24 protein-coding genes are annotated in these 18553 nt (G+C 62.8%); 12 read left to right on the plus strand and 12 right to left on the minus strand.

Features of this window, described 5'->3' with window-relative positions; genetic code table 11:
* Nucleotides 1–9 precede the first annotated feature (9 nt).
* Together ACOZJV_RS17655 and ACOZJV_RS17660 are read right to left on the minus strand one after the other, a co-directional pair.
* Nucleotides 10–1794, minus strand: coding sequence for a GMC family oxidoreductase (locus ACOZJV_RS17655; protein ID WP_020295010.1), 1785 nt, complete (start codon nt 1792–1794; stop codon nt 10–12).
* 2 nt (nt 1795–1796) lie between these two features.
* The gene (locus ACOZJV_RS17660) at nt 1797–2540 is read right to left on the minus strand and encodes a gluconate 2-dehydrogenase subunit 3 family protein (protein WP_421548127.1); all 744 of its coding nucleotides are present in this window, start codon (nt 2538–2540) and stop codon (nt 1797–1799) included.
* Here ACOZJV_RS17660 and ACOZJV_RS17665 point away from each other — a divergent pair.
* Nucleotides 2539–2754, plus strand: a complete 216-nt coding sequence (locus ACOZJV_RS17665; RefSeq protein WP_201128750.1) for a hypothetical protein — start codon at nt 2539–2541, stop codon at nt 2752–2754. The genes ACOZJV_RS17660 and ACOZJV_RS17665 overlap by 2 nt on opposite strands.
* 79 nt (nt 2755–2833) lie before the next feature.
* Nucleotides 2834–3490, plus strand: a complete 657-nt coding sequence (locus tag ACOZJV_RS17670; protein ID WP_201128749.1) for a tyrosine-protein phosphatase — start codon at nt 2834–2836, stop codon at nt 3488–3490.
* An 85-nt stretch (nt 3491–3575) separates the two neighbouring features.
* Here the strand turns inward: ACOZJV_RS17670 and ACOZJV_RS17675 are convergent, their stop codons facing one another.
* A complete protein-coding gene (locus tag ACOZJV_RS17675; protein WP_020295007.1) occupies nt 3576–3866 on the minus strand; it encodes a YheV family putative zinc ribbon protein in 291 nt (96 codons plus the stop codon).
* Nucleotides 3863–5914, minus strand: coding sequence for an oligopeptidase A (prlC, locus tag ACOZJV_RS17680; RefSeq protein ID WP_421548128.1), 2052 nt, complete (start codon nt 5912–5914; stop codon nt 3863–3865). Before prlC ends, ACOZJV_RS17675 begins: the two co-directional genes overlap by 4 nt.
* A gap of 102 nt (nt 5915–6016) precedes the next feature.
* Here prlC and ACOZJV_RS17685 point away from each other — a divergent pair, with 102 nt between their 5' ends.
* Nucleotides 6017–6562, plus strand: coding sequence for a gamma carbonic anhydrase family protein (locus ACOZJV_RS17685; protein ID WP_078470289.1), 546 nt, complete (start codon nt 6017–6019; stop codon nt 6560–6562).
* 31 nt (nt 6563–6593) lie between these two features.
* Nucleotides 6594–7244, plus strand: a complete 651-nt coding sequence (locus ACOZJV_RS17690) for an HAD family hydrolase (protein ID WP_421548129.1) — start codon at nt 6594–6596, stop codon at nt 7242–7244.
* 143 nt (nt 7245–7387) lie between these two features.
* On the opposite strand, the gene ACOZJV_RS17695 is transcribed toward ACOZJV_RS17690, so the two are convergent.
* Complete coding sequence (locus ACOZJV_RS17695; RefSeq protein ID WP_421548130.1) at nt 7388–8464, minus strand: aminopeptidase; 1077 nt, start codon at nt 8462–8464, stop codon at nt 7388–7390.
* Nucleotides 8465–8523: 59 nt separating this feature from the next.
* Here ACOZJV_RS17695 and ACOZJV_RS17700 point away from each other — a divergent pair, with 59 nt between their 5' ends.
* Complete coding sequence (locus ACOZJV_RS17700) at nt 8524–8937, plus strand: hypothetical protein (protein ID WP_078470292.1); 414 nt, start codon at nt 8524–8526, stop codon at nt 8935–8937.
* Between the two features lie 42 nt (nt 8938–8979).
* Nucleotides 8980–9399 carry a hypothetical protein gene (locus tag ACOZJV_RS17705; RefSeq protein ID WP_078470293.1) on the plus strand — a complete coding sequence of 140 codons (420 nt, stop codon included), beginning with the start codon at nt 8980–8982 and terminating at the stop codon, nt 9397–9399.
* Between the two features lie 11 nt (nt 9400–9410).
* Here the strand turns inward: ACOZJV_RS17705 and ACOZJV_RS17710 are convergent, their stop codons facing one another.
* Both ACOZJV_RS17710 and ACOZJV_RS17715 read right to left on the minus strand, forming a co-directional pair.
* A complete protein-coding gene (locus ACOZJV_RS17710) occupies nt 9411–9644 on the minus strand; it encodes a DUF1161 domain-containing protein (protein WP_020295000.1) in 234 nt (77 codons plus the stop codon).
* Nucleotides 9645–9828: 184 nt separating this feature from the next.
* A complete protein-coding gene (locus tag ACOZJV_RS17715) occupies nt 9829–10260 on the minus strand; it encodes an OsmC family protein (protein ID WP_078470294.1) in 432 nt (143 codons plus the stop codon).
* Nucleotides 10261–10501: 241 nt separating this feature from the next.
* Between ACOZJV_RS17715 and ACOZJV_RS17720 the strand changes: the two genes are divergently transcribed.
* Entirely contained in the window at nt 10502–11503 is a 1002-nt protein-coding gene (locus ACOZJV_RS17720; RefSeq protein WP_078470295.1) for an LLM class flavin-dependent oxidoreductase, read from the plus strand.
* Nucleotides 11504–11668: 165 nt separating this feature from the next.
* Here the strand turns inward: ACOZJV_RS17720 and ACOZJV_RS17725 are convergent, their stop codons facing one another.
* Both ACOZJV_RS17725 and ACOZJV_RS17730 read right to left on the minus strand, forming a co-directional pair.
* Entirely contained in the window at nt 11669–11893 is a 225-nt protein-coding gene (locus ACOZJV_RS17725; protein WP_078470296.1) for a DUF1161 domain-containing protein, read from the minus strand.
* Between the two features lie 133 nt (nt 11894–12026).
* Nucleotides 12027–12242 (minus strand): dodecin, encoded by a 216-nt coding sequence (locus ACOZJV_RS17730; protein ID WP_078470297.1) that lies wholly within the window; start codon nt 12240–12242, stop codon nt 12027–12029.
* A gap of 157 nt (nt 12243–12399) precedes the next feature.
* Between ACOZJV_RS17730 and ACOZJV_RS17735 the strand changes: the two genes are divergently transcribed.
* A complete protein-coding gene (locus tag ACOZJV_RS17735; protein ID WP_020294995.1) occupies nt 12400–12726 on the plus strand; it encodes a DUF883 family protein in 327 nt (108 codons plus the stop codon).
* On the opposite strand, the gene ACOZJV_RS17740 is transcribed toward ACOZJV_RS17735, so the two are convergent.
* Nucleotides 12723–13616 (minus strand): LysR family transcriptional regulator, encoded by an 894-nt coding sequence (locus ACOZJV_RS17740; RefSeq protein ID WP_421548131.1) that lies wholly within the window; start codon nt 13614–13616, stop codon nt 12723–12725. The genes ACOZJV_RS17735 and ACOZJV_RS17740 overlap by 4 nt on opposite strands.
* A gap of 127 nt (nt 13617–13743) precedes the next feature.
* Between ACOZJV_RS17740 and trpB the strand changes: the two genes are divergently transcribed.
* The 3 genes from trpB to ACOZJV_RS17755 all read left to right on the plus strand — a co-directional run bounded on the left by trpB (nt 13744) and on the right by ACOZJV_RS17755 (nt 16366).
* Complete coding sequence (gene trpB / locus ACOZJV_RS17745; protein ID WP_421548132.1) at nt 13744–14979, plus strand: tryptophan synthase subunit beta; 1236 nt, start codon at nt 13744–13746, stop codon at nt 14977–14979.
* The gene (gene trpA / locus ACOZJV_RS17750; protein WP_078470300.1) at nt 14979–15791 is read left to right on the plus strand and encodes a tryptophan synthase subunit alpha; all 813 of its coding nucleotides are present in this window, start codon (nt 14979–14981) and stop codon (nt 15789–15791) included. The genes trpB and trpA overlap by 1 nt, the downstream gene beginning before the upstream one ends.
* Before the next feature lie 119 nt (nt 15792–15910).
* Complete coding sequence (locus ACOZJV_RS17755; RefSeq protein WP_078470301.1) at nt 15911–16366, plus strand: anti-virulence regulator CigR family protein; 456 nt, start codon at nt 15911–15913, stop codon at nt 16364–16366.
* Nucleotides 16367–16445: 79 nt separating this feature from the next.
* On the opposite strand, the gene ACOZJV_RS17760 is transcribed toward ACOZJV_RS17755, so the two are convergent.
* Nucleotides 16446–16772: a DOPA 4,5-dioxygenase family protein gene (locus ACOZJV_RS17760; RefSeq protein ID WP_078470302.1), complete on the minus strand. Its 327-nt coding sequence runs from the start codon at nt 16770–16772 to the stop codon at nt 16446–16448.
* 82 nt (nt 16773–16854) lie between these two features.
* On the opposite strand from ACOZJV_RS17760, the gene ACOZJV_RS17765 reads away from it, so the two are divergent.
* The gene (locus ACOZJV_RS17765; RefSeq protein WP_421548133.1) at nt 16855–17508 is read left to right on the plus strand and encodes an NAD(P)-dependent oxidoreductase; all 654 of its coding nucleotides are present in this window, start codon (nt 16855–16857) and stop codon (nt 17506–17508) included.
* A 20-nt stretch (nt 17509–17528) separates the two neighbouring features.
* Here ACOZJV_RS17765 and ACOZJV_RS17770 read toward each other — a convergent pair whose 3' ends face one another.
* Entirely contained in the window at nt 17529–18479 is a 951-nt protein-coding gene (locus ACOZJV_RS17770) for a choline sulfate utilization transcriptional regulator (RefSeq protein WP_421548134.1), read from the minus strand.
* Nucleotides 18480–18553 lie beyond the last annotated feature (74 nt).

Consider the following 18553-nt stretch of genomic DNA (forward strand, 5'->3'; position numbering starts at 1 on the left):
CATCGCTCCTTAAGCCTGAACCAGCGGGCCGGGGTTTTTCAGGTACTGCTCGCGAATCGCCCGCGCCGACCAGTAGGTCAGGGCCGCCACCAGGCCAGTGGGGTTGTAGCCCAGGCCCTGGGGGAATGCCGACGCGCCGGGAACAAACACGTTGTGCACGTCCCAGCTTTGCAGGTAACGGTTCAGGGCACTGGTCTTGGGGTCGGTGCCCATGATCGCGCCACCGTTGAGGTGGGTGGTCTGGTAGGACGCGGTGTTGAAGTGCTCGCCGACCTTCTTGCCTAGCAGGGCGATGGCCTTGGGGTTCATGGCTTCGGCGATCTTGCTCATTTTCTCGACCATGAAGCGGTTCATCTTGATGTCGTTTTCCTGCCAGTCGAAGGTCATCCGCAGCAGGGGAAGGCCGTAGGCATCGCGGTACACCGGGTCCAGATCGAGGTAGTTGCCCCGGTAGGACTGATGCGCGCCGTGGGCGTCCATCGATACCTGGTGGGTGTAGTAATCGGCCGTGGCCTTCTTCCATGCGCTGCCCCAGGCCGGAGTGCCGGGTGGGTTGGAAGTGCCCGCAATCGGCCGGCTGCCGGCCTGGTTGACCCACATCGGCGAACCACCGACGAAACCGTGGGGGCCGTGGTCGAAGTTGTCGGCGTTGAAGTCGTCCACTGCTACGCCATTGCCGCCAGCGCCGATGAAGTTGTTGGTGTGCACATCCTTGTCGAAGTAGGCCTTGATGGTGGCCATGTTCTGGTAGGCGAAGTTCTTGCCCACCACGCCTTCACCGCTGATCGGGTCGTAAGGCTTGCCAATGCCGGACAGCAGCATCAGGCGCACGTTGTGGAACTGGAACGCGCCGAGAATCACCAGGTCGGCCGGTTGCTCGATCTCGCGACCCTGGCCGTCGACATAGGTCACGCCGGTGGCACGGGTCTTGGTGCTGTCGAGGTTGACCTTGAGCACGTGGGAATTGGGCCGCAACTCGAAATTCGGCAGCGGCTTGAGGGCCGGCAGGATGTTCACGTTGGGCGAGGCCTTGGAATACATGTAGCAGACGTAACCGCTGCAGAAGCCGCAGAAGTTGCACGGGCCCATCTGCGCGCCGTAGGGGTTGGTGTAAGGCCCCGAGGTATTGGCCGACGGCAGATTGTAGGGTTTGTACCCGACATCCCCGGCCGCCTTCTGAAACAGCTGTGCGGAATAGGTGTTTTTCTGCGACTCCAGCGGGAATGGGTTCGAGCGATCCGGGGCGTAAGGGTTGCCGCCCTTGCCCTCGCCGACCAGTTGACCTTTCACGGTCCAGGCCTGACCCGAAGTACCGAAGACTTTTTCGGCATAGTCGAAGAACGGCTCCAGCTCTTCGTAGCTGACGCCGAAGTCCTGGATGGTCATGTCCTTGGGAATGAAATTTTTGCCGTAGCGTTCTTCGTAGTGGCTGCGCATGCGCAACTCGATGGGGTCCACCCGAAAATGCACGCCCGACCAGTGCAGACCGGCGCCGCCGACGCCATTGCCAGGCAGGAACGCGCCCAGCTGGCGGTTGGGCAGGGCGATGTCGTTGACGCTGTGGCGAATGGTCACCGTCTCTTTGGAGATGTCCTGGAAAAGTTTCTTACGCACGCTGTAGGTGAGTTCGTCGATCACCTGGGGATAGTTGCCGTCGGGGTAGGTGTCCTGCATCGGCCCGCGCTCCAGCGCCAGCACGTTGAGGCCCGCCTCGGTCAGCTCCTTGGCCATGATCGCGCCGGTCCAGCCAAACCCGACGATCACTGCATCGACCTTCTTCATTACCGTTGCCATGCTCAAGCCCTCTCGCCGCGAATCGACACTGCCGGGAAGGGGTATTGCTCGTTGCGTTCCACCCAATCCATGAAATCGGCGCGGGCGCCGGGAAAGCCGATCAGGGTCCAGCCGACCATACCTTTATTGCCACCGTGGATCGGGTCGCAGAAGAACCCTTCCTTGGTGTTTTGCAGCAGCAGGTTGAAGAAAATCTTCGCCGGAACACTGTCGAACTGCGGTTTGCCGGCTTCGAGCTGCTTGAGCAGGTCGTCCCGGGTAGCGCTGTCTTGCTCGGCAAATAGTTTGCCGTTGAAGGCTTTGGACCAGGCATCCGTGGCGGCTATGCCCAGACGGTAGATGTCCTTGGGCACCAGCTTGCTCTGCCAGCCCATTTCCGGCGCGGCGTCGGCGTTGAACGGCCCTTGCATGTACCACAGGGCGCCAGCGGCGTAGGGGGTGTTCATCTGCCGGTCGATGTATTCCGGGACACCGGCTTCCAGGGCGCCAGGGCCTTGCTCGTCGGCCGGGATCAGGCGCTCGACGGCGGCCTTGATAAAGGCCCATTCCTCGGCAGTGAAGTAACTCGGCTCATAGGCCTGGCCGGCAGGTGCCGCCTTGGCGGGTTCGACCGGCTTGGCCGGCTCCGACGCCGCCATCAGCACGGAACTGCCCAGGCCGGTACTGGCGACGGTGACCACCGGGATCAAGGTCAGGGATTTGCGCAAAAACTCACGCCGCGGGTTGTCTCGATCTTGATCAGACATGGGGGGCACCTCATCAGGCATTGATGGATTGATCAGCGGCGTCATGGCGCAGCTTGTCGTTCTGGTCGCGGTACAGGCCGGGGCAGCAGCCCCAACCTCAGCAAAATTTGGTTACAACTGGGCAAATGGTAGCAGGCTAAGCATCCAGATAAGTCGCTTCAAGGTGGAAAAAACAGTTTTTTTAGCCAACAGCCGATGCTTCACGATTCTTTGACAAAGGCCTCACGGGGCTTTGACGCCCGCCAGAACAGGCTGTGCAGCATCATCCCTCCTTCCTGAGCGTCGGCCTGCGCATGTCAAACACTCGCCTCTTTCCCGCCCTCTGCCTGTCGCTGCTGACCCTGCTCGCATGGCCCCAGGCCTGGGCCGCCGATCTGCCCAGCAGCCGCCCGAGCCAATGGGCGCAGCCGGTAGACGCGCACTACAACCTGTACCAGATGTCGCCGACCCTCTATCGCAGCGCATTGCCCGACAGCCGAGCCTTGCCCCTGCTGCAACAGTTGCAAGTGGGCACCGTGATCAACTTCCTGCCCGAGGCCGACTCCCGCTGGCTATCGGCTCCGGGGATCAAGCAGGTGCAACTGCCGTACCGCACCAATCATGTGGACGACGCCGATGTGCTGAGTGCGCTGCGGGCCATCCAGAGCGCAGAGAGCCAGGGCCCGGTGCTGATGCATTGCAAGCACGGCTCGGACCGCACCGGGCTGATTTCAGCGATGTACCGGGTGGTGATCCAGGGCTGGAGCAAAGAGGACGCCCTGAATGAAATGACCCAGGGCGGGTTCGGCGACAGTTCCCACTTCAAGGACGGCATTCGCTACATGATGCAGGCCGATGTCGACAAACTGCGTACCGCCCTGGCCAATGGCGATTGCAGTACCAGCGTGTTTGATACCTGCTCGATGAAGAGCTGGCTCGAAACCGTGAGCAGCAACAAGCCCGCCATCTGACCGCAGCAGCGGGCCGAGCGAGCTGTTTTATTGACGATGGGAAAAACAGGCCGGCTCCTTGCGGAGCCGGTGGTATGACGGGGAGTTATTGCGGGTCGTCGGTTTTTTTCTTCAACTTGGGGTTGGGGAAAAACTGCACCGACTGCACCTTGGCATCCTGCACTTTCAACGCCGTGGTATTGACCCGGGTCCCCAATTCCTTGGGCACCGACAGCCCCTGTTCATTCAGGGTGTCGGAGTAGCCGCAGGCCACGCACTCGCGATGGGGCACGTCGCCCTCGCTCCACATCATCAGCCGGTCCGGCTCGCTGCACGCCGGGCAGACGGCCCCGGCGATAAAGCGCTTCTTGGTGATCTTCACGGAACCCTCACTCATGCCGCCGCGTCCTCACTCAGGCCGCTGTGGCGCAAGAGTGCGTCAATCGACGGGGCACGTCCGCGGAAATCGACGAACAGCACCATCGGCGCCTGGGAGCCGCCACGGGCCAGGATCGCCTCGCGGAACGCACGCCCGGTGGCCGGGTTGAGCACGCCTTCCTCTTCGAACCTGGAGAACGCATCCGCCGACAGCACTTCCGCCCACTTGTAGCTGTAGTAACCCGCGGCGTAACCGCCGGCGAAGATGTGCGCGAAGCTGTTGGGGAAGCGGTTGTAGGCCGGCGGACGCATGACCGAGACCTCGTCGCGTATCCCTTCGAGCACTTGCAGCACGCTGCGCCCGTCGCCGTGGGTGGCGTGCAGCTCGAAGTCGAACAGCGAGAATTCCAGCTGGCGCACCATCATCAGTCCGGACTGGAAGTTCTTCGCCGCGAGCATCTTCTGCAACAGGTCCTCGGGCAGCGGCTCGCCGCTCTCATAGTGGCCGGAGATCAGCGCCAGGCCTTCCGGCTCCCAGCACCAGTTCTCCATGAACTGGCTCGGCAGCTCGACCGCATCCCAGGCCACGCCGTTGATCCCGGATACGCCGGCATGTTCAACCCGGGTCAGCAGGTGGTGCAGGCCGTGGCCGAATTCGTGGAACAGGGTGGTGACTTCATCGTGGGTCAGCAGCGCAGGCTTGCCGCTGTCGGCCGGGGTGAAGTTGCACACCAGATTGGCCACCGGGCTCTGCAACACGCCGTCCAGGGTGCGGCGACGGTCACGGGCGCCATCCATCCAGGCCCCGCCACGCTTGTTGGCGCGGGCATACAGGTCGAAGAAGAAACGGCCGACGTGCTGGCCGTTCTCCTTGATTTCGAACAGGCGTACATCCGGGTGCCAGGTGTCGAAGCCTTTCTGCTCGGCGATCTCGATGCCATACAGACGCTGCACGATGGCGAACAGGCCGCCCAGCACCTTGTCGATCGAGAAGTAGGCGCGCAGGGCTTCCTGGGCCACGCTGTAACGCTGCTCACGGAGTTTTTCACCGTAGAAGCCGCTGTCCCAGCTTTGCAGGTCCGGGCAGCCCTGTTCGGCGGCGTAAGCCTTGAGCTGCTGCAGGTCCTGGGCGGCAAACGGCTTGCTGCGCTTGGCCAGGTCGCGCAGGAAACTCAGCACCTGGTCGCTGGATTCGGCCATCTTGGTGGCCAGACTCAATTCGGAGAAGCTGGCAAAGCCCAGGAGCTTGGCCAGTTCCTGACGCAGGTCGAGGATCTGCTCCATCACCGGGCCATTGTCGTTCTGCCCGGCATTCGGGCCCTGGTCCGAGGCACGGGTGCAGTAGGCGGCGTAGATCTCTTCACGCAGGGCACGGTCCTGGGCGTAGGTCATCACCGCGTAGTAGCTAGGGAATTCCAGGGTGATCAGCCAGCCGTCGAGCTCTTTGGCCTGGGCGGCGGCGGCCATTTGCGCCTTGGCCGAGTCGGTCAGGCCGGCCAGGGCCGCTTCGTCGGTGACGTGCTTGGTCCAGGCCTGGGTGGCGTCGAGCAACTGGTTGGAGAAGCGGCTGCCCAGCTCCGACAGTTTGCTCTGCACCTCGGCGTAGCGCTTCTGCTGCTCCGGCGGCAGGTCGATACCCGACAGGCGGAAGTCACGCAGGGAATGTTCGAGGATAGTCTTCTGCGCCACATCGAAACCGGCGGCTTCGGGGCTGTTGGCCAGGGCTTCGAAGGCCTGGAACAACTCGCGGTTCTGGCCCATCTCGGTAGAGTAGGCGCTCAGGGCAGGCAGGCACGCCTCGTAGGCTTCACGCAGTTCGGCGCTGTTGCACACGGCGTTGAGGTGGCTGACCGGGCTCCAGGCGGCGCCCAGGCGATCATTGAGTTCGTCCATGGCCAGCACCAGGCCGGCCCAGGTCGGCTGCTGGCCTTGAGTCTTGAGGATCTGCGCGATGGCAACCCGGTTATCCGCCAGGATCTGTTCGATGGCCGGTTGCACATGCTCGGCACGGATCGCCGAGAACGGCGGCAGGTCGTAGGACTGCAGAAGAGGGTTGTTCAGGCTCACGGTTGGCACCTTGGCTGGAAGAAACGTAGCGCCATCTTAATTACAATCGATGCCCACCGCAGCTATCGACCCCATTAATAAATGTCAGAGAGGCAACCCCACGTGGCCATTCGCACCTATCAGCAGCACACGCCGAGCCTCGGTGAACGGGCCTTCGTCGACCACTCGGCGGTGGTGATCGGCGACGTCGAGATCGGCAGCGACAGCTCGATCTGGCCACTGACCGTGATCCGCGGCGACATGCACCGCATCCGCATCGGCCAACGCACCAGCGTGCAGGACGGCTGCGTGCTGCACATCACCCATGCCGGCCCGTTCAACCCCGACGGCTTCCCGCTGCTGATCGGCGATGACGTGACCATCGCCCACAAAGTCATGCTGCACGGCTGTACCGTCGGCAGCCGGGTACTGATCGGCATGGGCAGTATTGTCATGGACGGCGCCCGGGTGGCCGACGATGTGATCATCGGCGCCGGCAGCCTGGTGCCCCCGGGCAAGCAGCTGGAAAGTGGCTTCCTGTATGTCGGCAGCCCGGTGAAACAAGTGCGGGCCCTGACCGACAAGGAGCGCGCCTTCTTCACCTACAGCGCCGCCAATTACGTAAAACTCAAGGACCTGCACCTGGCCGAAGGCTACCACCTGCCTTGAATGCCCTCTGACCCCTTGCCCAGGAAACCCCATGCATTACCAGACCGTTCTATTTGACCTCGATGGCACCCTGACCGACCCACGTGAAGGCATCACCCGTTCGATCCAGTTTGCCCTGAGCAAATTGGGCATCGACGAACCTGACCTGACCCGACTCGAACACTTCATCGGCCCGCCGCTGTTGCAGGCCTTCATGCAGTTCTACGACTTCGACGAGGCCCGGGCCTGGGAGGCGGTGAAATTCTATCGCGAACGTTTCAAGATCAGCGGCCTATATGAGAACCGCGTGTTCGACGGCGTTACACCTTTGCTCGAAACCTTGAGCGGCCAGGGCCGGCAGCTGTATATCGCGACCTCCAAGCCTTGGGTATTCGCCCGGGAAATCGCCCGCCATTTCGATTTCGCCAAGCACTTCAAGGTGATCTACGGCAGCGAGCTGGACGGCACCCGCACCGACAAAGTCGAGTTGATCGCCCATTTGCTGGAACAGGAACGCCTGGATCCGGCGAACACCCTGATGATTGGCGACCGCAAGCACGACCTGATCGGCGCCCGACGCAACGGCCTGGACGCGGCGGCAGTGGGCTACGGTTTTGGCAGCCACGAAGAACTGACTGCCGAAGCGCCGACCTATCACTTCCAGACCCTGGACCAATTGCACCAGGCGTTTTTGCGCAGCTAAGGCCACACCGCCACTTGGCCTGACACACCGCAGTGGCCTGATGACGGCCGCTGCGCAGCCGAACGGGAGCAAGCGCCCTCGCCACAAAAAGCCCAGGTGCGGACCACAGAATCCCGCCCCCTCAGTGCAAAGCCTCTGGCGCCTTAGAGTTGGGCCAAGCGCCGCAGCTCTGCCTTGCGCTCGGCCGGCGGGCGTTTACCCAGGGTTTGCACCGCATCGTAGAAGGCCGGCCAGTTGCCGCCCACCTGTTTGAACAGGGCGGCAAACGCTGGCACCCACTGGTCGTAAAGGCCGAAAGGCAGCAACCGGGCGTTGTTGATCGGGGCGTTGATCCAGGCGTCGTAGCGCTTGTCGCCGTGCCATTGGCTGTCGCGCAGTTGCCGATAGTCCTGACGCAGTTGCTCGAATTGCGCCGCCTTGCGCTCACGCATCTGCTCGGCAGGCAACGCCTGGGCGTACAGATGCTCCAGGCGTTGCCGGGTATCGAGGAGCAACTGGATAAATTGGTCGCGCTGCTGCACCTGGGCTTCGCTGGCCGGGGGCAAGCCGCGATAGGCGCGCCACTGCCGGGTGCCCTGCTGCTCGACGAAGGTGGCGAAGGACTCATTGAACTCGGTGTCGTCCTGCACGTAAAACCGCTGGTGCGCCAGCTCGTGGAAGATCAGGGTCGCCAGGCGCTCGTCGCCCCAATGCATCATCGAACTGATGATCGGGTCGTTGAACCAGCCCAGGGTCGAATACGCCTCGACCCCACTCACCGCCACATCCATGCCTTGCTGTTGCAACAGGGCCGCCGCACCGCGAGCAGCACCCTGGTTGTAGTAGCCGCGATAGGCCACGCACCCGGCAATCGGGAAGCAATGGGTTTGCGCCTGCAGGGAAAACTCCGGGGTGGCGAACACGTTCCACACCACATAGGGCCGGCCGATATCGGCATACAGGCGGTAACTCTGGTTGTCCGGCAGGTGCAGGTGCTCGCTGGCGAAGGCCCGGGCCTGCTGCGATTGCTCCAGGTGCGCCCGCAGTTGCGGGTCGCGGGCCGGGTCGGCGACCACCTCGGCCACCGGGGTGCGGGCCCGCAACAACTGCCATTGGCCGCTGGCGAGCTGGCTGTAATAACCGACGCTGGCGCAACCGTTGAGCAACAAAAGCATCAGGGCCGGAAACAAAAGGCGCAAAAGAGGATCAAGTAACCCATGGCTTGAACGCGGCCTAATCAAATCGAATCATCCGTCGAGAATCGGTTCGCAAGACTATCTCGCCTGCCTGGAGTTTCGCTATGCGCGTATTGCTGTTGACCACTGGCCTGCTTGCCCTGGGTGGCTGCGCCAGCCTGCCCGACCCGGATCCGGCACAAGCCTGGATCGACCTTCACCCCCACCGCGACACCACCCTGCAGGCCCTGGAGGTCGACGAAAAGGCCGCCGGTGACAAACGCTACTTCGAGGTGGCGCCCGGCAGCCATGAGCTGACCCTGCGTTATCAGTTCGCGGTGCAGCCGACCAATATCGGGCCGGACGCAGAACCGCTGTGGCGCGACTGCCAACTGAGTCTGAAATTCAAGGACTTCAACGCCGGCCAGCGTTATCAGGTGCAAGCCGGGAATATCGGCTTCCGGCCCTGGGCCAAGCTGTATGACGAACAACGCAAAGTCGTCGGCATGGGCCAACCGGCAGGCTGCCAGCGAACCTGATCGGCGCTATGCTTCAGGTCTTTCGCTGACGTGGCCACCCTCATGCGCCAACCTTTGCTCGCTCTCTCCCTGGCCAGCCTTTGTGCCTGTTCCAGCCCCTTGCCCAACGTCGACCCGCAACAGGCCTGGGTCGACCTGGCCGCCCCCGCGCCGGGCGGCAAGCTGGTGATGGCCGAGCGCCTGGACCAGCAGCGTTTGCCCGACGGGCGCTACTTCCAGGTCACCCCGGGCAGTCACGAGCTGACGGTACGTTTCGATTTCGAGATCTATTCCGGCGGCATGGGCATGATGACCGGCACCTCGGAGCGCCTGTGCTACCTGACGGTGCGCTACGACCACTTCCAGGCCGGCCAGCGCTACCGGCTGGAGGCGCGCTCCCTGGGCTTCAACGCCAGCGCGCGGCTATACGACGCCCAGCGTCAGCTCGTCGCCGAAGACCGCATGGTCAACTGCGTGCCCTGAACCTGAATGCTTCAGCGATCGTTCTTTTGATAGATGATCTTGCGGGTGCCGTTTTCACAGCTGCCGACCACCATGTTGTTGTCGTGGACTTCGTCATTGGTGACGATTTCCAGGGTGTAGGACGCCACCCCCTGGGCCTGGATCTTGGCCTCGATCTCGGCCTTGAGCTCATCGCAGGGCTTGGGTGCCGCCAGGGCCGATGTGGCCAGCGCGCAACAAACAACCGCCAAGGCAAAACGTTTCATGATGTGGAGCTCCCTTGCTGCAGCGCCCATGGTCATGGACTGAAGCCGCAGTCACTCATTCGACCACATTTCGCAGAACCGAGTTCTGACGCGGCGCACCTGCGGATCACTGCGCTGGCTGGCCAGGCCCGCCCCGGGGAGCGGCGCCGCGCATGCCGGCGCGCGACCCCGGGAGCGGCACAGGTCAGCTGATCAGCGTAGCGTCCAGGCTGATCTTGGCATTGAGCACCTTGGACACCGGGCACCCTTCCTTGGCCTTGCGGCTCAGTTCATCGAACTGCTGCTGGCTCGCGCCCGGGATCTTGGCCTTGAGAATCAGGTGCACTGCAGTGATCGCAAAACCACCATCAACCTGGTCCAGGGTCACCTCGGCGGTGGTGTCGATGGCATCCGCCTTGAGCCCGGCATCGCCGAGGATCATGGAAAAGGCCATGGAGAAGCAGCCGGCATGGGCCGCGCCGATCAGTTCTTCCGGGTTGGTGCCTTTGCCCCCTTCAAAACGCGCCTTGAAGCCGTAGGGCGCTTCACGCAAGACGCCGGTTTCGGTCGAAATAGAACCGATGCCGGTTTTCAGATCACCTTCCCAATGAGCCGAGGCTTTCTTTTTGATACTCATCTCTGTCTCCTCAAGATCGAGCGCGAGAATTCACGCCCAACGGGTTTGCGCTACACAGGGTTCTGAGGATAGAAGGCCGGACAAAGTTCATCCTGTCTGAATTCACCACCGATCAGAGCGGCAAATTCACGCTGGCTATTGAAACTCGGGTATATGCCCACATTGCATAGACCTGGCTTATTAAATTCGGCAGGTTTTGGTTCATGACAAAAGCCTGCACGCCCTTTGGAGAAGCAGGCTTATGAAACCACTGTCCGACGTCAAGTTTTCCACCCTCGACCTGGTACCGGTACGCGCCGACGGCAGCCCCGCGCAGTCCCTGCGAAACTCCCTGGATCTGGCGCAACATGTCGAGAAGTTCGGCTATAACCGTTTCTGGGTAGCGGAACACCACAACATGGATGGCATCGCCAGCTCCGCGACCTCGGTGCTGCTCGGTTACCTGGCCGGCGGTACTTCGACCATCCGCGTCGGTTCCGGCGGGGTGATGCTGCCCAACCATGCGCCGCTGGTGATTGCCGAGCAGTTCGGCACCCTGGAAAGCCTGTACCCCGGCCGTATTGACCTGGGTCTGGGCCGCGCCCCCGGCTCCGACCAGATGACCGCCCGCGCCCTGCGCCGCGAGCGCTCAGGCAGCGCCGACGACTTCCCCGAGGATGTGGCCGAGCTGATGGCCTACCTCGGCCCACGCACCCCGGAGCAACGGGTGATCGCGGTGCCGGGCACTGGCACCCAGGTCCCGGTCTGGCTGCTGGGCTCCAGCCTGTTCAGTGCGCAACTGGCCGGCGAACTCGGCCTGCCTTATGCCTTCGCTTCGCATTTCGCACCGCGCTACATGCATGAAGCGATTCGCGTGTACCGCAACCACTTCAAACCTTCGGCCGTGCTCGACAAGCCCTACGTGATGCTCGGCGTGCCCCTGGTGGCGGCCGATACCGACGAGCAGGCCGATTACCTGGCGACCTCGGTGTACCAGCGCATCCTCGCGCTGATGCGCGGGCAGAGCCTGGTGCAGCGCGCCCCGGTGAAAACCATGGACGGCCTGTGGCTGCCCCACGAGAAAGAAGCGGTGGCGAGCTTCCTCGGCCTGGCCATGGTCGGCAGCCCGGCGAAAATCCGCGCCAAGCTCGAAGTGCTGATCGAACAGACTGGGGCCGATGAGCTGATCTTCACCTGCGACCTGTATGAACACGCCGATCGCCTGCACTCCTATGAACTGCTGGCGCAGGTGATGAAGGGCTGAAGGGTCTTTTCAGGTAATGCGGCGGTGGTGCGCAAGGCCAGCGCTGCCTTCGGCAGTGGCTCCAGCAGGCGGCTGCGCTGACGCGACCCCGCCCCGCCCCTATCTCCCAGGCATAAAAAAACCGACGCCATGGCGTCGGTTTTCTCAATCTGCATCTACAACGTCTCAACCACGTTTGTAGACGATTTCCTTGGTCCCGGCTTCGCACGAGCCCACGACTTTGCCGTCAGCGGCTGCGCCCTTGTCCACCACTTCCAGCGAGTAATGCGTGGCGCCGTTGGCGTCGATCTTCGCGGCGATTTCGCTTTTCAGCTCTTCGCACGGCTTGCCTGCGGCAAGGGCTGTTCCCGCGAGGCTGAACAATGCTGCTGCCAATATTAGTTTCTTCATCGGTCACATTCCCTGGTCGGATCAAAAGGTAAGCATCTGCGCCAGCCTTTCTCAGGCTCAAGACAGCTGTAGCGCTTTGCCATTTCCTATGGCAATCGGCCAGCGCACAAGTTCAAGAGCCTAGTCCAAGCCCTCAACTGTTGGCAATACGAAAGCCAACCTTGAGCGTGACCTGGAAATGCGCAGCCTTGCCGTCCTTGATATGGCCCCGGGTTTCGATCACTTCGAACCACTCCAGGTGCTTGATGCTTTTGCTGGCCTCGGCCAACGCGTTATTGATGGCGTCTTCGATGCTGGAGGGGGACGAACCGACGAGTTCGACTTTTTTGTACGTGTGGTGGTCAGTCATGGCGTGCTCCTTAAGGTTTGAATACAGCCTAGCAGTGATTTTTTCATACCCCTTTTCGGTGCGTCGCATACAGCAAAGTTCAGATTAACTGCACTTTCGCCAAGCGCTGGAGTCGGAACCTACACATGCCACTCATCAACCATGCAGGAGAGCCGACATGGCTAACAACTCGTTACGTAAAGCCTCACTGGAAAGTATGGAAGCGGAGATCTCGAGCCTGCTCAAGTCTCTGGAAAGCCTCAAGGACGACGCGTCTGACGAGTCGCGTAAAACCCTCAAGGCCCTGAAAACCAACGCAGAGAGCGCGCTGAAACATTCCCGCAGCCTGCTCAGCGATGCCTATGAAGAAGTCAAAGTGAAGACCCGCGAAACCGGGATCGCCACCCGCGATTACGCCCAGGAACATCCTTGGACCACGGCCGGTGTCGCGGTCGGCGCCCTGGGCCTGCTGGCGGCTTATCTGTTGTGCAAACGCGGCGATTAAGTTGCCTGGCGCAGCTCATTCCTGAGCCACTGCGCCAGTTGCCGGGCGCGCCCATCCGCGGCGCGCTTGGGTAGCCACAACGCCAGTTGCCCCGAGGTTTCACCAAAACCCCACGGGGCAACCAGGCGACCCGCCCGCAAGTCTTCGGCCACCAACGGCTCTGGCGCAATCGCCACCCCCAGCCCGGCCACCGCCGCCTCCAGCAAATAATACAAATGCTCGAACCCCTGTCCGAACTTCAATGCCTGGGCATCGAGGCCGTTTTGCCGTGCCCAACTGGGCCACGCCTGGGGCCGCGACGTGGTTTGCAGCAAGGCCTGGTCAAGCAATGCGGCAGGCGGCTGTCGACGCAGCTGCTCGTAGCCGGCAAAACGTGGGCTCATGACTGGACCGATGCGCTCGCTGGCCAATTCGTAGACCTGCATGTCCGCCGGCCACGGTGGCTCGGCGAACACCAGCAGCGCATCCAGCCCCGGGCGCCGCGGATCGAGATCGCCTTCGCCGGCTGACAGGTGCAGACGCAGGTCCGGCAGGTCGGCGTTCAGGCGCCCCAGGCGCGGGATCAGCCAGCGCGCCAACAGGCTGCCGGAGCACCCAAGGACAAACGGCGCGTCGGCGCCACCCTGGGTCAGTTCGGCGCAGACCGTGCGCAGCCGCTCAAAGGCATCGCTGCTGGCATCGCGCAGGCGCACCCCGGCATCTGTGAGTTTAAGGCCACGCCCGTCCTTGACGAAAAGGCTCACCCCGAGGTGCTCTTCCAGCACTTTCAACTGCCGGCTGACCGCGCCATGGGTGACGTGCAGCTGCTCGGCTGCCTGGCTGACGCTGCCGAGGCGGGCGGTGGCTTCAAAGGCCCTGAGGGCATTCAGCGGAGGAAGGTCGTGGCTCATGGTATCTGTGAGTTTTCCTGACAGGTTGCGGCGATCTTATCGGTTTTCAGCCTGCCCTGTCAGGGGTAGAGTGAACGCCATTGTCTTCCCATCAATTCACTCTTTTGACCTTCACCGGGAGCTTCCGATGACCCAGACCCCTTTGCGCAACGGTCCTGACACCAACGGCATGTTTGGCTCGTTCGGCGGCCGCTACGTGGCAGAAACCCTGATGCCGCTGATCCTCGACCTGGCCCGCGAGTATGAAATCGCCAAGGAAGATCCGGCCTTCCTCAAGGAACTGGCCTACTTCCAGCGCGATTACGTCGGCCGTCCGAGCCCGCTGTACTTCGCCGAACGCCTGACCGAGCACTGCGGCGGCGCCAAGATCTACCTCAAGCGCGAAGAGCTGAACCACACCGGCGCGCACAAGATCAACAACTGCATCGGCCAGATCCTCCTGGCCCGGCGCATGGGCAAGAAACGCATCATCGCCGAGACCGGCGCCGGCATGCACGGCGTGGCCACTGCCACCGTGGCCGCGCGCTTCGGCCTGGACTGCGTGATCTACATGGGCACCACCGACATCGAGCGCCAGCAGGCCAACGTGTTCCGCATGAAGCTGCTGGGGGCCGAGGTGATCCCGGTCGTCGCCGGTACCGGCACCCTGAAGGACGCGATGAACGAAGCCCTGCGTGACTGGGTCACCAATGTCGACAGCACCTTCTACCTGATCGGCACCGTGGCCGGCCCGCACCCGTACCCGGCGATGGTCCGCGACTTCCAGGCCGTGATCGGCAAGGAAACCCGTGAACAGCTGCAAGCCCAGGAAGGCCGCCTGCCGGACAGCCTGGTGGCGTGCATCGGTGGCGGTTCCAACGCCATGGGCCTGTTTCACCCGTTCCTCGACGACAAGAGCGTCGAAATCATCGGCGTCGAAGCCGCCGGCTACGGCATTGAAACCGGCAAGCACGCCGCCAGCCTGAACGGCGGGGTGCCGGGCGTGCTGCACGGCAACCGCACCTTCCTGCTGCAGGACGACGATGGCCAGATCATCGACGCCCACTCGATTTCCGCCGGCCTCGACTACCCGGGCATCGGCCCCGAGCACGCCTGGTTGCACGACATCGGCCGCGTCCAGTACACCTCGGTGACCGATGACGAAGCCCTGGCCGCCTTCCACCAGTGCTGCCGCCTGGAAGGCATCATCCCGGCCCTGGAAAGCGCCCACGCCCTGGCTGAAGTATTCAAACGCGCGCCGACCCTGCCCAAGGATCACCTGATGGTGGTCAACCTGTCGGGCCGTGGCGACAAAGACATGCAGACCGTGATGCACCATATGGAAAGCTCTCAACAAGAAAAATCCCAGCAGGAGAAACACTGATGAGCCGCCTGCAAACGCGCTTTGCCGAGCTTAAGCAACAAAACCGCGCCGCCCTGGTGACCTTCATCACCGCCGGCGACCCGGGCTACGACACCTCGCTGGCGATCCTCAAGGGCTTGCCCGCCGCCGGTGCCGACGTGATCGAACTGGGCATGCCCTTCACCGACCCGATGGCCGACGGCCCGGCGATCCAGCTGGCCAATATCCGCGCCCTGGACGCCAAGCAAAACCTGGCGAAAACCCTACAGATGGTTCGCGAGTTCCGCGAAGGCAACAGTGAAACCCCGCTGGTGCTGATGGGTTATTTCAACCCGATCCACCACTACGGCGTGCCGCGTTTCATCAGCGACGCCAAGGCCGCCGGGGTCGATGGCCTGATCGTGGTCGACATGCCGCCGGAACATAACAGCGAGCTGTGCGACCCGGCCCAGGCTGCGGGCATCGACTTCATCCGCCTGACCACGCCGACCACCGACGATGCGCGCCTGCCGAAGGTGCTCAACGGCAGCTCCGGCTTCGTCTACTACGTCTCGGTGGCCGGCGTGACCGGGGCCGGTGCTGCGACCCTGGAGCACGTCGAAGAAGCCGTGACCCGTCTGCGTCGCCACACCGATTTGCCGATCAGCATCGGTTTCGGCATCCGCACCCCGGAGCAGGCCGCGGCCATCGCGCGCCTCGCCGACGGCGTGGTGGTGGGGTCGGCACTGATCGACCAGATCGCCAACGCCACCACCCCCGAGCAGGCCGTCGATGGCGTGCTCAGCCTGTGCGCCTCCCTGGCCGAAGGCATAGGTAAAGCGCGGGTCAGTTGAAGGTAAAGTTCCTGATACAGAGGAATTAGCACCCGAAGTCACAGACTAAATAGCAAGACCCAGGGGTAGGCAGCTCAGGTTGCCTACCCCTTTTTGTTGCTCGCTGTGAGGAAGACCTGATGAAAATGCCCAAACGCCTGATTGCCGGTCTCGGTGTGCTGATGCTCAGTGCCGGCCCGATGCTGAATGTCATGGCCGATCAACGGGGTGACAATGATCGCGGCGGTGATCGCGGCGGCCCGCAACAGGGCCAGCGGGACAATCGTGGCGAAGAGCATCGCGGTCCGCAGAATGATCATCGCGGCGCGCCACCCAGGGATTTCGGCCCGGTGCGCCAGACCATCCGCGATAACCACGGTTACTTCGTGCGGGGTGCGCCACCGCCACCGGGCGTGCACCTGGTGCGTGGCCAGCCGTTGCCACGGGGCTACTACGGCGAGCGCCTGGACAACCGCGCCCTGGCCCACCTGCCGTACTACCAGGGCTACGAATGGCGGCGCATGGGCGGTGACGTGGTGTTGATCGCCATTGGCTCAGGCATCGTCTACGAGATTCTCGATGGCGTACTCAACTGATCGTTTTTTGTCCAATCGCTGACGTCCATCCCCTGACGAGTACCTGCAAGCCGATGAGCGGCTTGCAGGCCTGCTGCGCCTAAAACCCCGACAGATCCAGCGGCCGCACCGCGCCCATCCAGATGGCATGGTCGGTGTGGTCCACCAGGTCATCGCCGGTGTCCGGGTGCAAAAACACCACCAGCCCCTTGCGGTTCAACGCCAGCCACGGCAGCACCACGCCCAGGTACTGCGGTTCGAAGGCCAACTGGCAGCTCCAGTCCGGGTGCGGACCCACCGGACGTTCATGAACCCGGCCCATCTTCAATGAAAACAACTGCGCCGCCTGTTCGCACAAGCTGCGCGCCTGATCGATGGTGCTGGCGTCAAAATAGACGTGAGCGTGATAGCCCTTGATTCGTTGCATCAAAACCCCTCGCGACAAAGTCGAACCCTTGCGACCCGCCACAGGTCACACCTCATACCTGTGGAAAGAAGGAAGCTGCGCCATGAAAAATGCCGAAACCCCGGTGATCAAACTGGTGCTCTATGGTGCCATGAGTAGCCTGGGCAGTGCGCTGATGGCCGAATTCCTGCGCCGCCAGCATGAAGTCATTGCCATCCTCGACGACCTCACCGCCCTCGCGCCGCGCCCCGGGCTGCGGACCAAGAGCGGCGACCTGTTCGACGCCGAACGGGTCAAGCAAAGTGTTGCCGGCGGCGATCTGGTGGTGTGCCTACTGGACGCGCCCGGCCTGCCTATGGGCAGTGAGCAGGTGGAAAAGCTGCGAATCTGCGATTCCCTGGAGCAGGTCCGGGCCATCGATGCCTTGATCGCCGGGATGCAGGCGACCCAGGTGCAGCGCCTGTTCGTGGTCGGCGACTTCGAGGTGCTCGACAACACTCAACCCCGCGACCCATTGCAGCATCACGCCGCCCAGGAAATCCTCGATGCATTGCAGACCAGTACCTTGCGCTGGACCCTGGTCAACGCTCCACGCGGCCTGCCGGGCCTTGGCATCGAGCATTTCAGCCAGGTCAGCAGCAGCCTGGAGCCCGGGCTCGCAGAACCCCTGCAGCGACTCAACAGCGTGGCGATCGGGATCGCCGATGAACTGCGGCTGAATCTGCACCTGCGTGAGCATGTGCAATTTGTCAGCTAGGGCAGGGCGCACGCCGGGCCTCACACCGCGATTGACGGCAGCGCCATACCGGTCAGTGACTGGGCGCTGCTGGCCTGCTCGAGCATCAGCCAGTCGACGAAGCGCTGGATCAGGGCCGCGCGCCGTTTGCGTTGCGGCAACACCACGTAATAGCCGTAGCGGGACATCACCGTTTCGCTGATGGGCCGACAGAGCAAGCCCTGGGCCAGCAAGTTATCCACAAGGTGCCGCCAACCGATGGCCACGCCCTGACCGCCGATAGCCGCCTGGATCAGCAGGGTGTAGTTATCGAAACGCAACTGCCCGGGAGCCGGAGGCGTGGCAATCCCCAGTTCGCGAAAGACCCCGCTCCAGTCGAACCAGTGGCTGCTGTTTTCCCCGCGCAGATGCAGCAGGGGCATCTCCAGCAACGCCGCCAGGGGCAAGGGCGCGGCCTGCTCCTTGAGCAGCAGCGGGCTGCACACCGGGAACACTTCCTCGCTGAACAGCCAATGGCTGGCGCCCTGTTTGAAACGCCCGTCGCCAAACAGCACCGCGACGTCGATATCGCTGCGCAGCATGGTGTGGCTGCGCTCGCTGGTCACCAGGCTGACATCGACCTGGGGGTTGGCCTGGTGGAACCGATGCAGGCGCGGCATCAGCCAGTAGGCGGCGAAGGCAAAGTCGGTGGCCACCTGCAGCACCTCATGCTGATGCTGGGTGCTGATCGCGCTCAAGCCGGCGTCGATGCTTTGCAAGCCTTCCTGCACCTGCTCGAACAGCGTCGCCCCGGCCTCGGTCAGCTCGATGCCACGGTAGATGCGGTCGAACAGCCGGGTGCCCAGTTGCTCTTCCAGGCGCTTGATCTGTTGGCTGATGGCCGGCTGAGTGGTGCCCAGCTCCACCGCCGCCGCGGTAAAGCTGCGCAGGCGGGCTGCGGTTTCAAAGGCGCGAAACAGATCAAGGGACAGGTCCCCGAGCGCTTCATACATAAGCTGTACTTATCCTAGTCATTGCCCGGCATGGGCTTTACCGCAAAATGCATGGGCTACATGCTCGATCGCAG

This window comes from Pseudomonas sp. QD4, assembly GCF_049199125.1.
GTDB lineage: Bacteria > Pseudomonadota > Gammaproteobacteria > Pseudomonadales > Pseudomonadaceae > Aquipseudomonas.

Excerpts from the sequence above, each read along its gene's own strand:
- trpA (WP_078470300.1), top strand. The coding sequence starts at position 14,979 with ATGAGCCGCCTGCAAACGCGCTTTGCCGAGCTTAAGCAACAAAACCGC.
- ACOZJV_RS17660 (WP_421548127.1), bottom strand. The coding sequence starts at position 2,540 with ATGTCTGATCAAGATCGAGACAACCCGCGGCGTGAGTTTTTGCGCAAA.
- ACOZJV_RS17755 (WP_078470301.1), top strand. The coding sequence starts at position 15,911 with ATGAAAATGCCCAAACGCCTGATTGCCGGTCTCGGTGTGCTGATGCTC.
- ACOZJV_RS17670 (WP_201128749.1), top strand. The coding sequence starts at position 2,834 with ATGTCAAACACTCGCCTCTTTCCCGCCCTCTGCCTGTCGCTGCTGACC.
- ACOZJV_RS17730 (WP_078470297.1), bottom strand. The coding sequence starts at position 12,242 with ATGACTGACCACCACACGTACAAAAAAGTCGAACTCGTCGGTTCGTCC.
- ACOZJV_RS17740 (WP_421548131.1), bottom strand. The coding sequence starts at position 13,616 with ATGAGCCACGACCTTCCTCCGCTGAATGCCCTCAGGGCCTTTGAAGCC.
- ACOZJV_RS17735 (WP_020294995.1), top strand. The coding sequence starts at position 12,400 with ATGGCTAACAACTCGTTACGTAAAGCCTCACTGGAAAGTATGGAAGCG.
- ACOZJV_RS17665 (WP_201128750.1), top strand. The coding sequence starts at position 2,539 with ATGGGGGGCACCTCATCAGGCATTGATGGATTGATCAGCGGCGTCATG.
- ACOZJV_RS17715 (WP_078470294.1), bottom strand. The coding sequence starts at position 10,260 with ATGAGTATCAAAAAGAAAGCCTCGGCTCATTGGGAAGGTGATCTGAAA.
- ACOZJV_RS17720 (WP_078470295.1), top strand. The coding sequence starts at position 10,502 with ATGAAACCACTGTCCGACGTCAAGTTTTCCACCCTCGACCTGGTACCG.
- ACOZJV_RS17725 (WP_078470296.1), bottom strand. The coding sequence starts at position 11,893 with ATGAAGAAACTAATATTGGCAGCAGCATTGTTCAGCCTCGCGGGAACA.
- ACOZJV_RS17765 (WP_421548133.1), top strand. The coding sequence starts at position 16,855 with ATGAAAAATGCCGAAACCCCGGTGATCAAACTGGTGCTCTATGGTGCC.
- ACOZJV_RS17655 (WP_020295010.1), bottom strand. The coding sequence starts at position 1,794 with ATGGCAACGGTAATGAAGAAGGTCGATGCAGTGATCGTCGGGTTTGGC.
- ACOZJV_RS17700 (WP_078470292.1), top strand. The coding sequence starts at position 8,524 with ATGCGCGTATTGCTGTTGACCACTGGCCTGCTTGCCCTGGGTGGCTGC.
- ACOZJV_RS17770 (WP_421548134.1), bottom strand. The coding sequence starts at position 18,479 with ATGTATGAAGCGCTCGGGGACCTGTCCCTTGATCTGTTTCGCGCCTTT.
- ACOZJV_RS17690 (WP_421548129.1), top strand. The coding sequence starts at position 6,594 with ATGCATTACCAGACCGTTCTATTTGACCTCGATGGCACCCTGACCGAC.
- trpB (WP_421548132.1), top strand. The coding sequence starts at position 13,744 with ATGACCCAGACCCCTTTGCGCAACGGTCCTGACACCAACGGCATGTTT.
- ACOZJV_RS17710 (WP_020295000.1), bottom strand. The coding sequence starts at position 9,644 with ATGAAACGTTTTGCCTTGGCGGTTGTTTGTTGCGCGCTGGCCACATCG.
- ACOZJV_RS17760 (WP_078470302.1), bottom strand. The coding sequence starts at position 16,772 with ATGCAACGAATCAAGGGCTATCACGCTCACGTCTATTTTGACGCCAGC.
- ACOZJV_RS17675 (WP_020295007.1), bottom strand. The coding sequence starts at position 3,866 with ATGAGTGAGGGTTCCGTGAAGATCACCAAGAAGCGCTTTATCGCCGGG.
- ACOZJV_RS17705 (WP_078470293.1), top strand. The coding sequence starts at position 8,980 with ATGCGCCAACCTTTGCTCGCTCTCTCCCTGGCCAGCCTTTGTGCCTGT.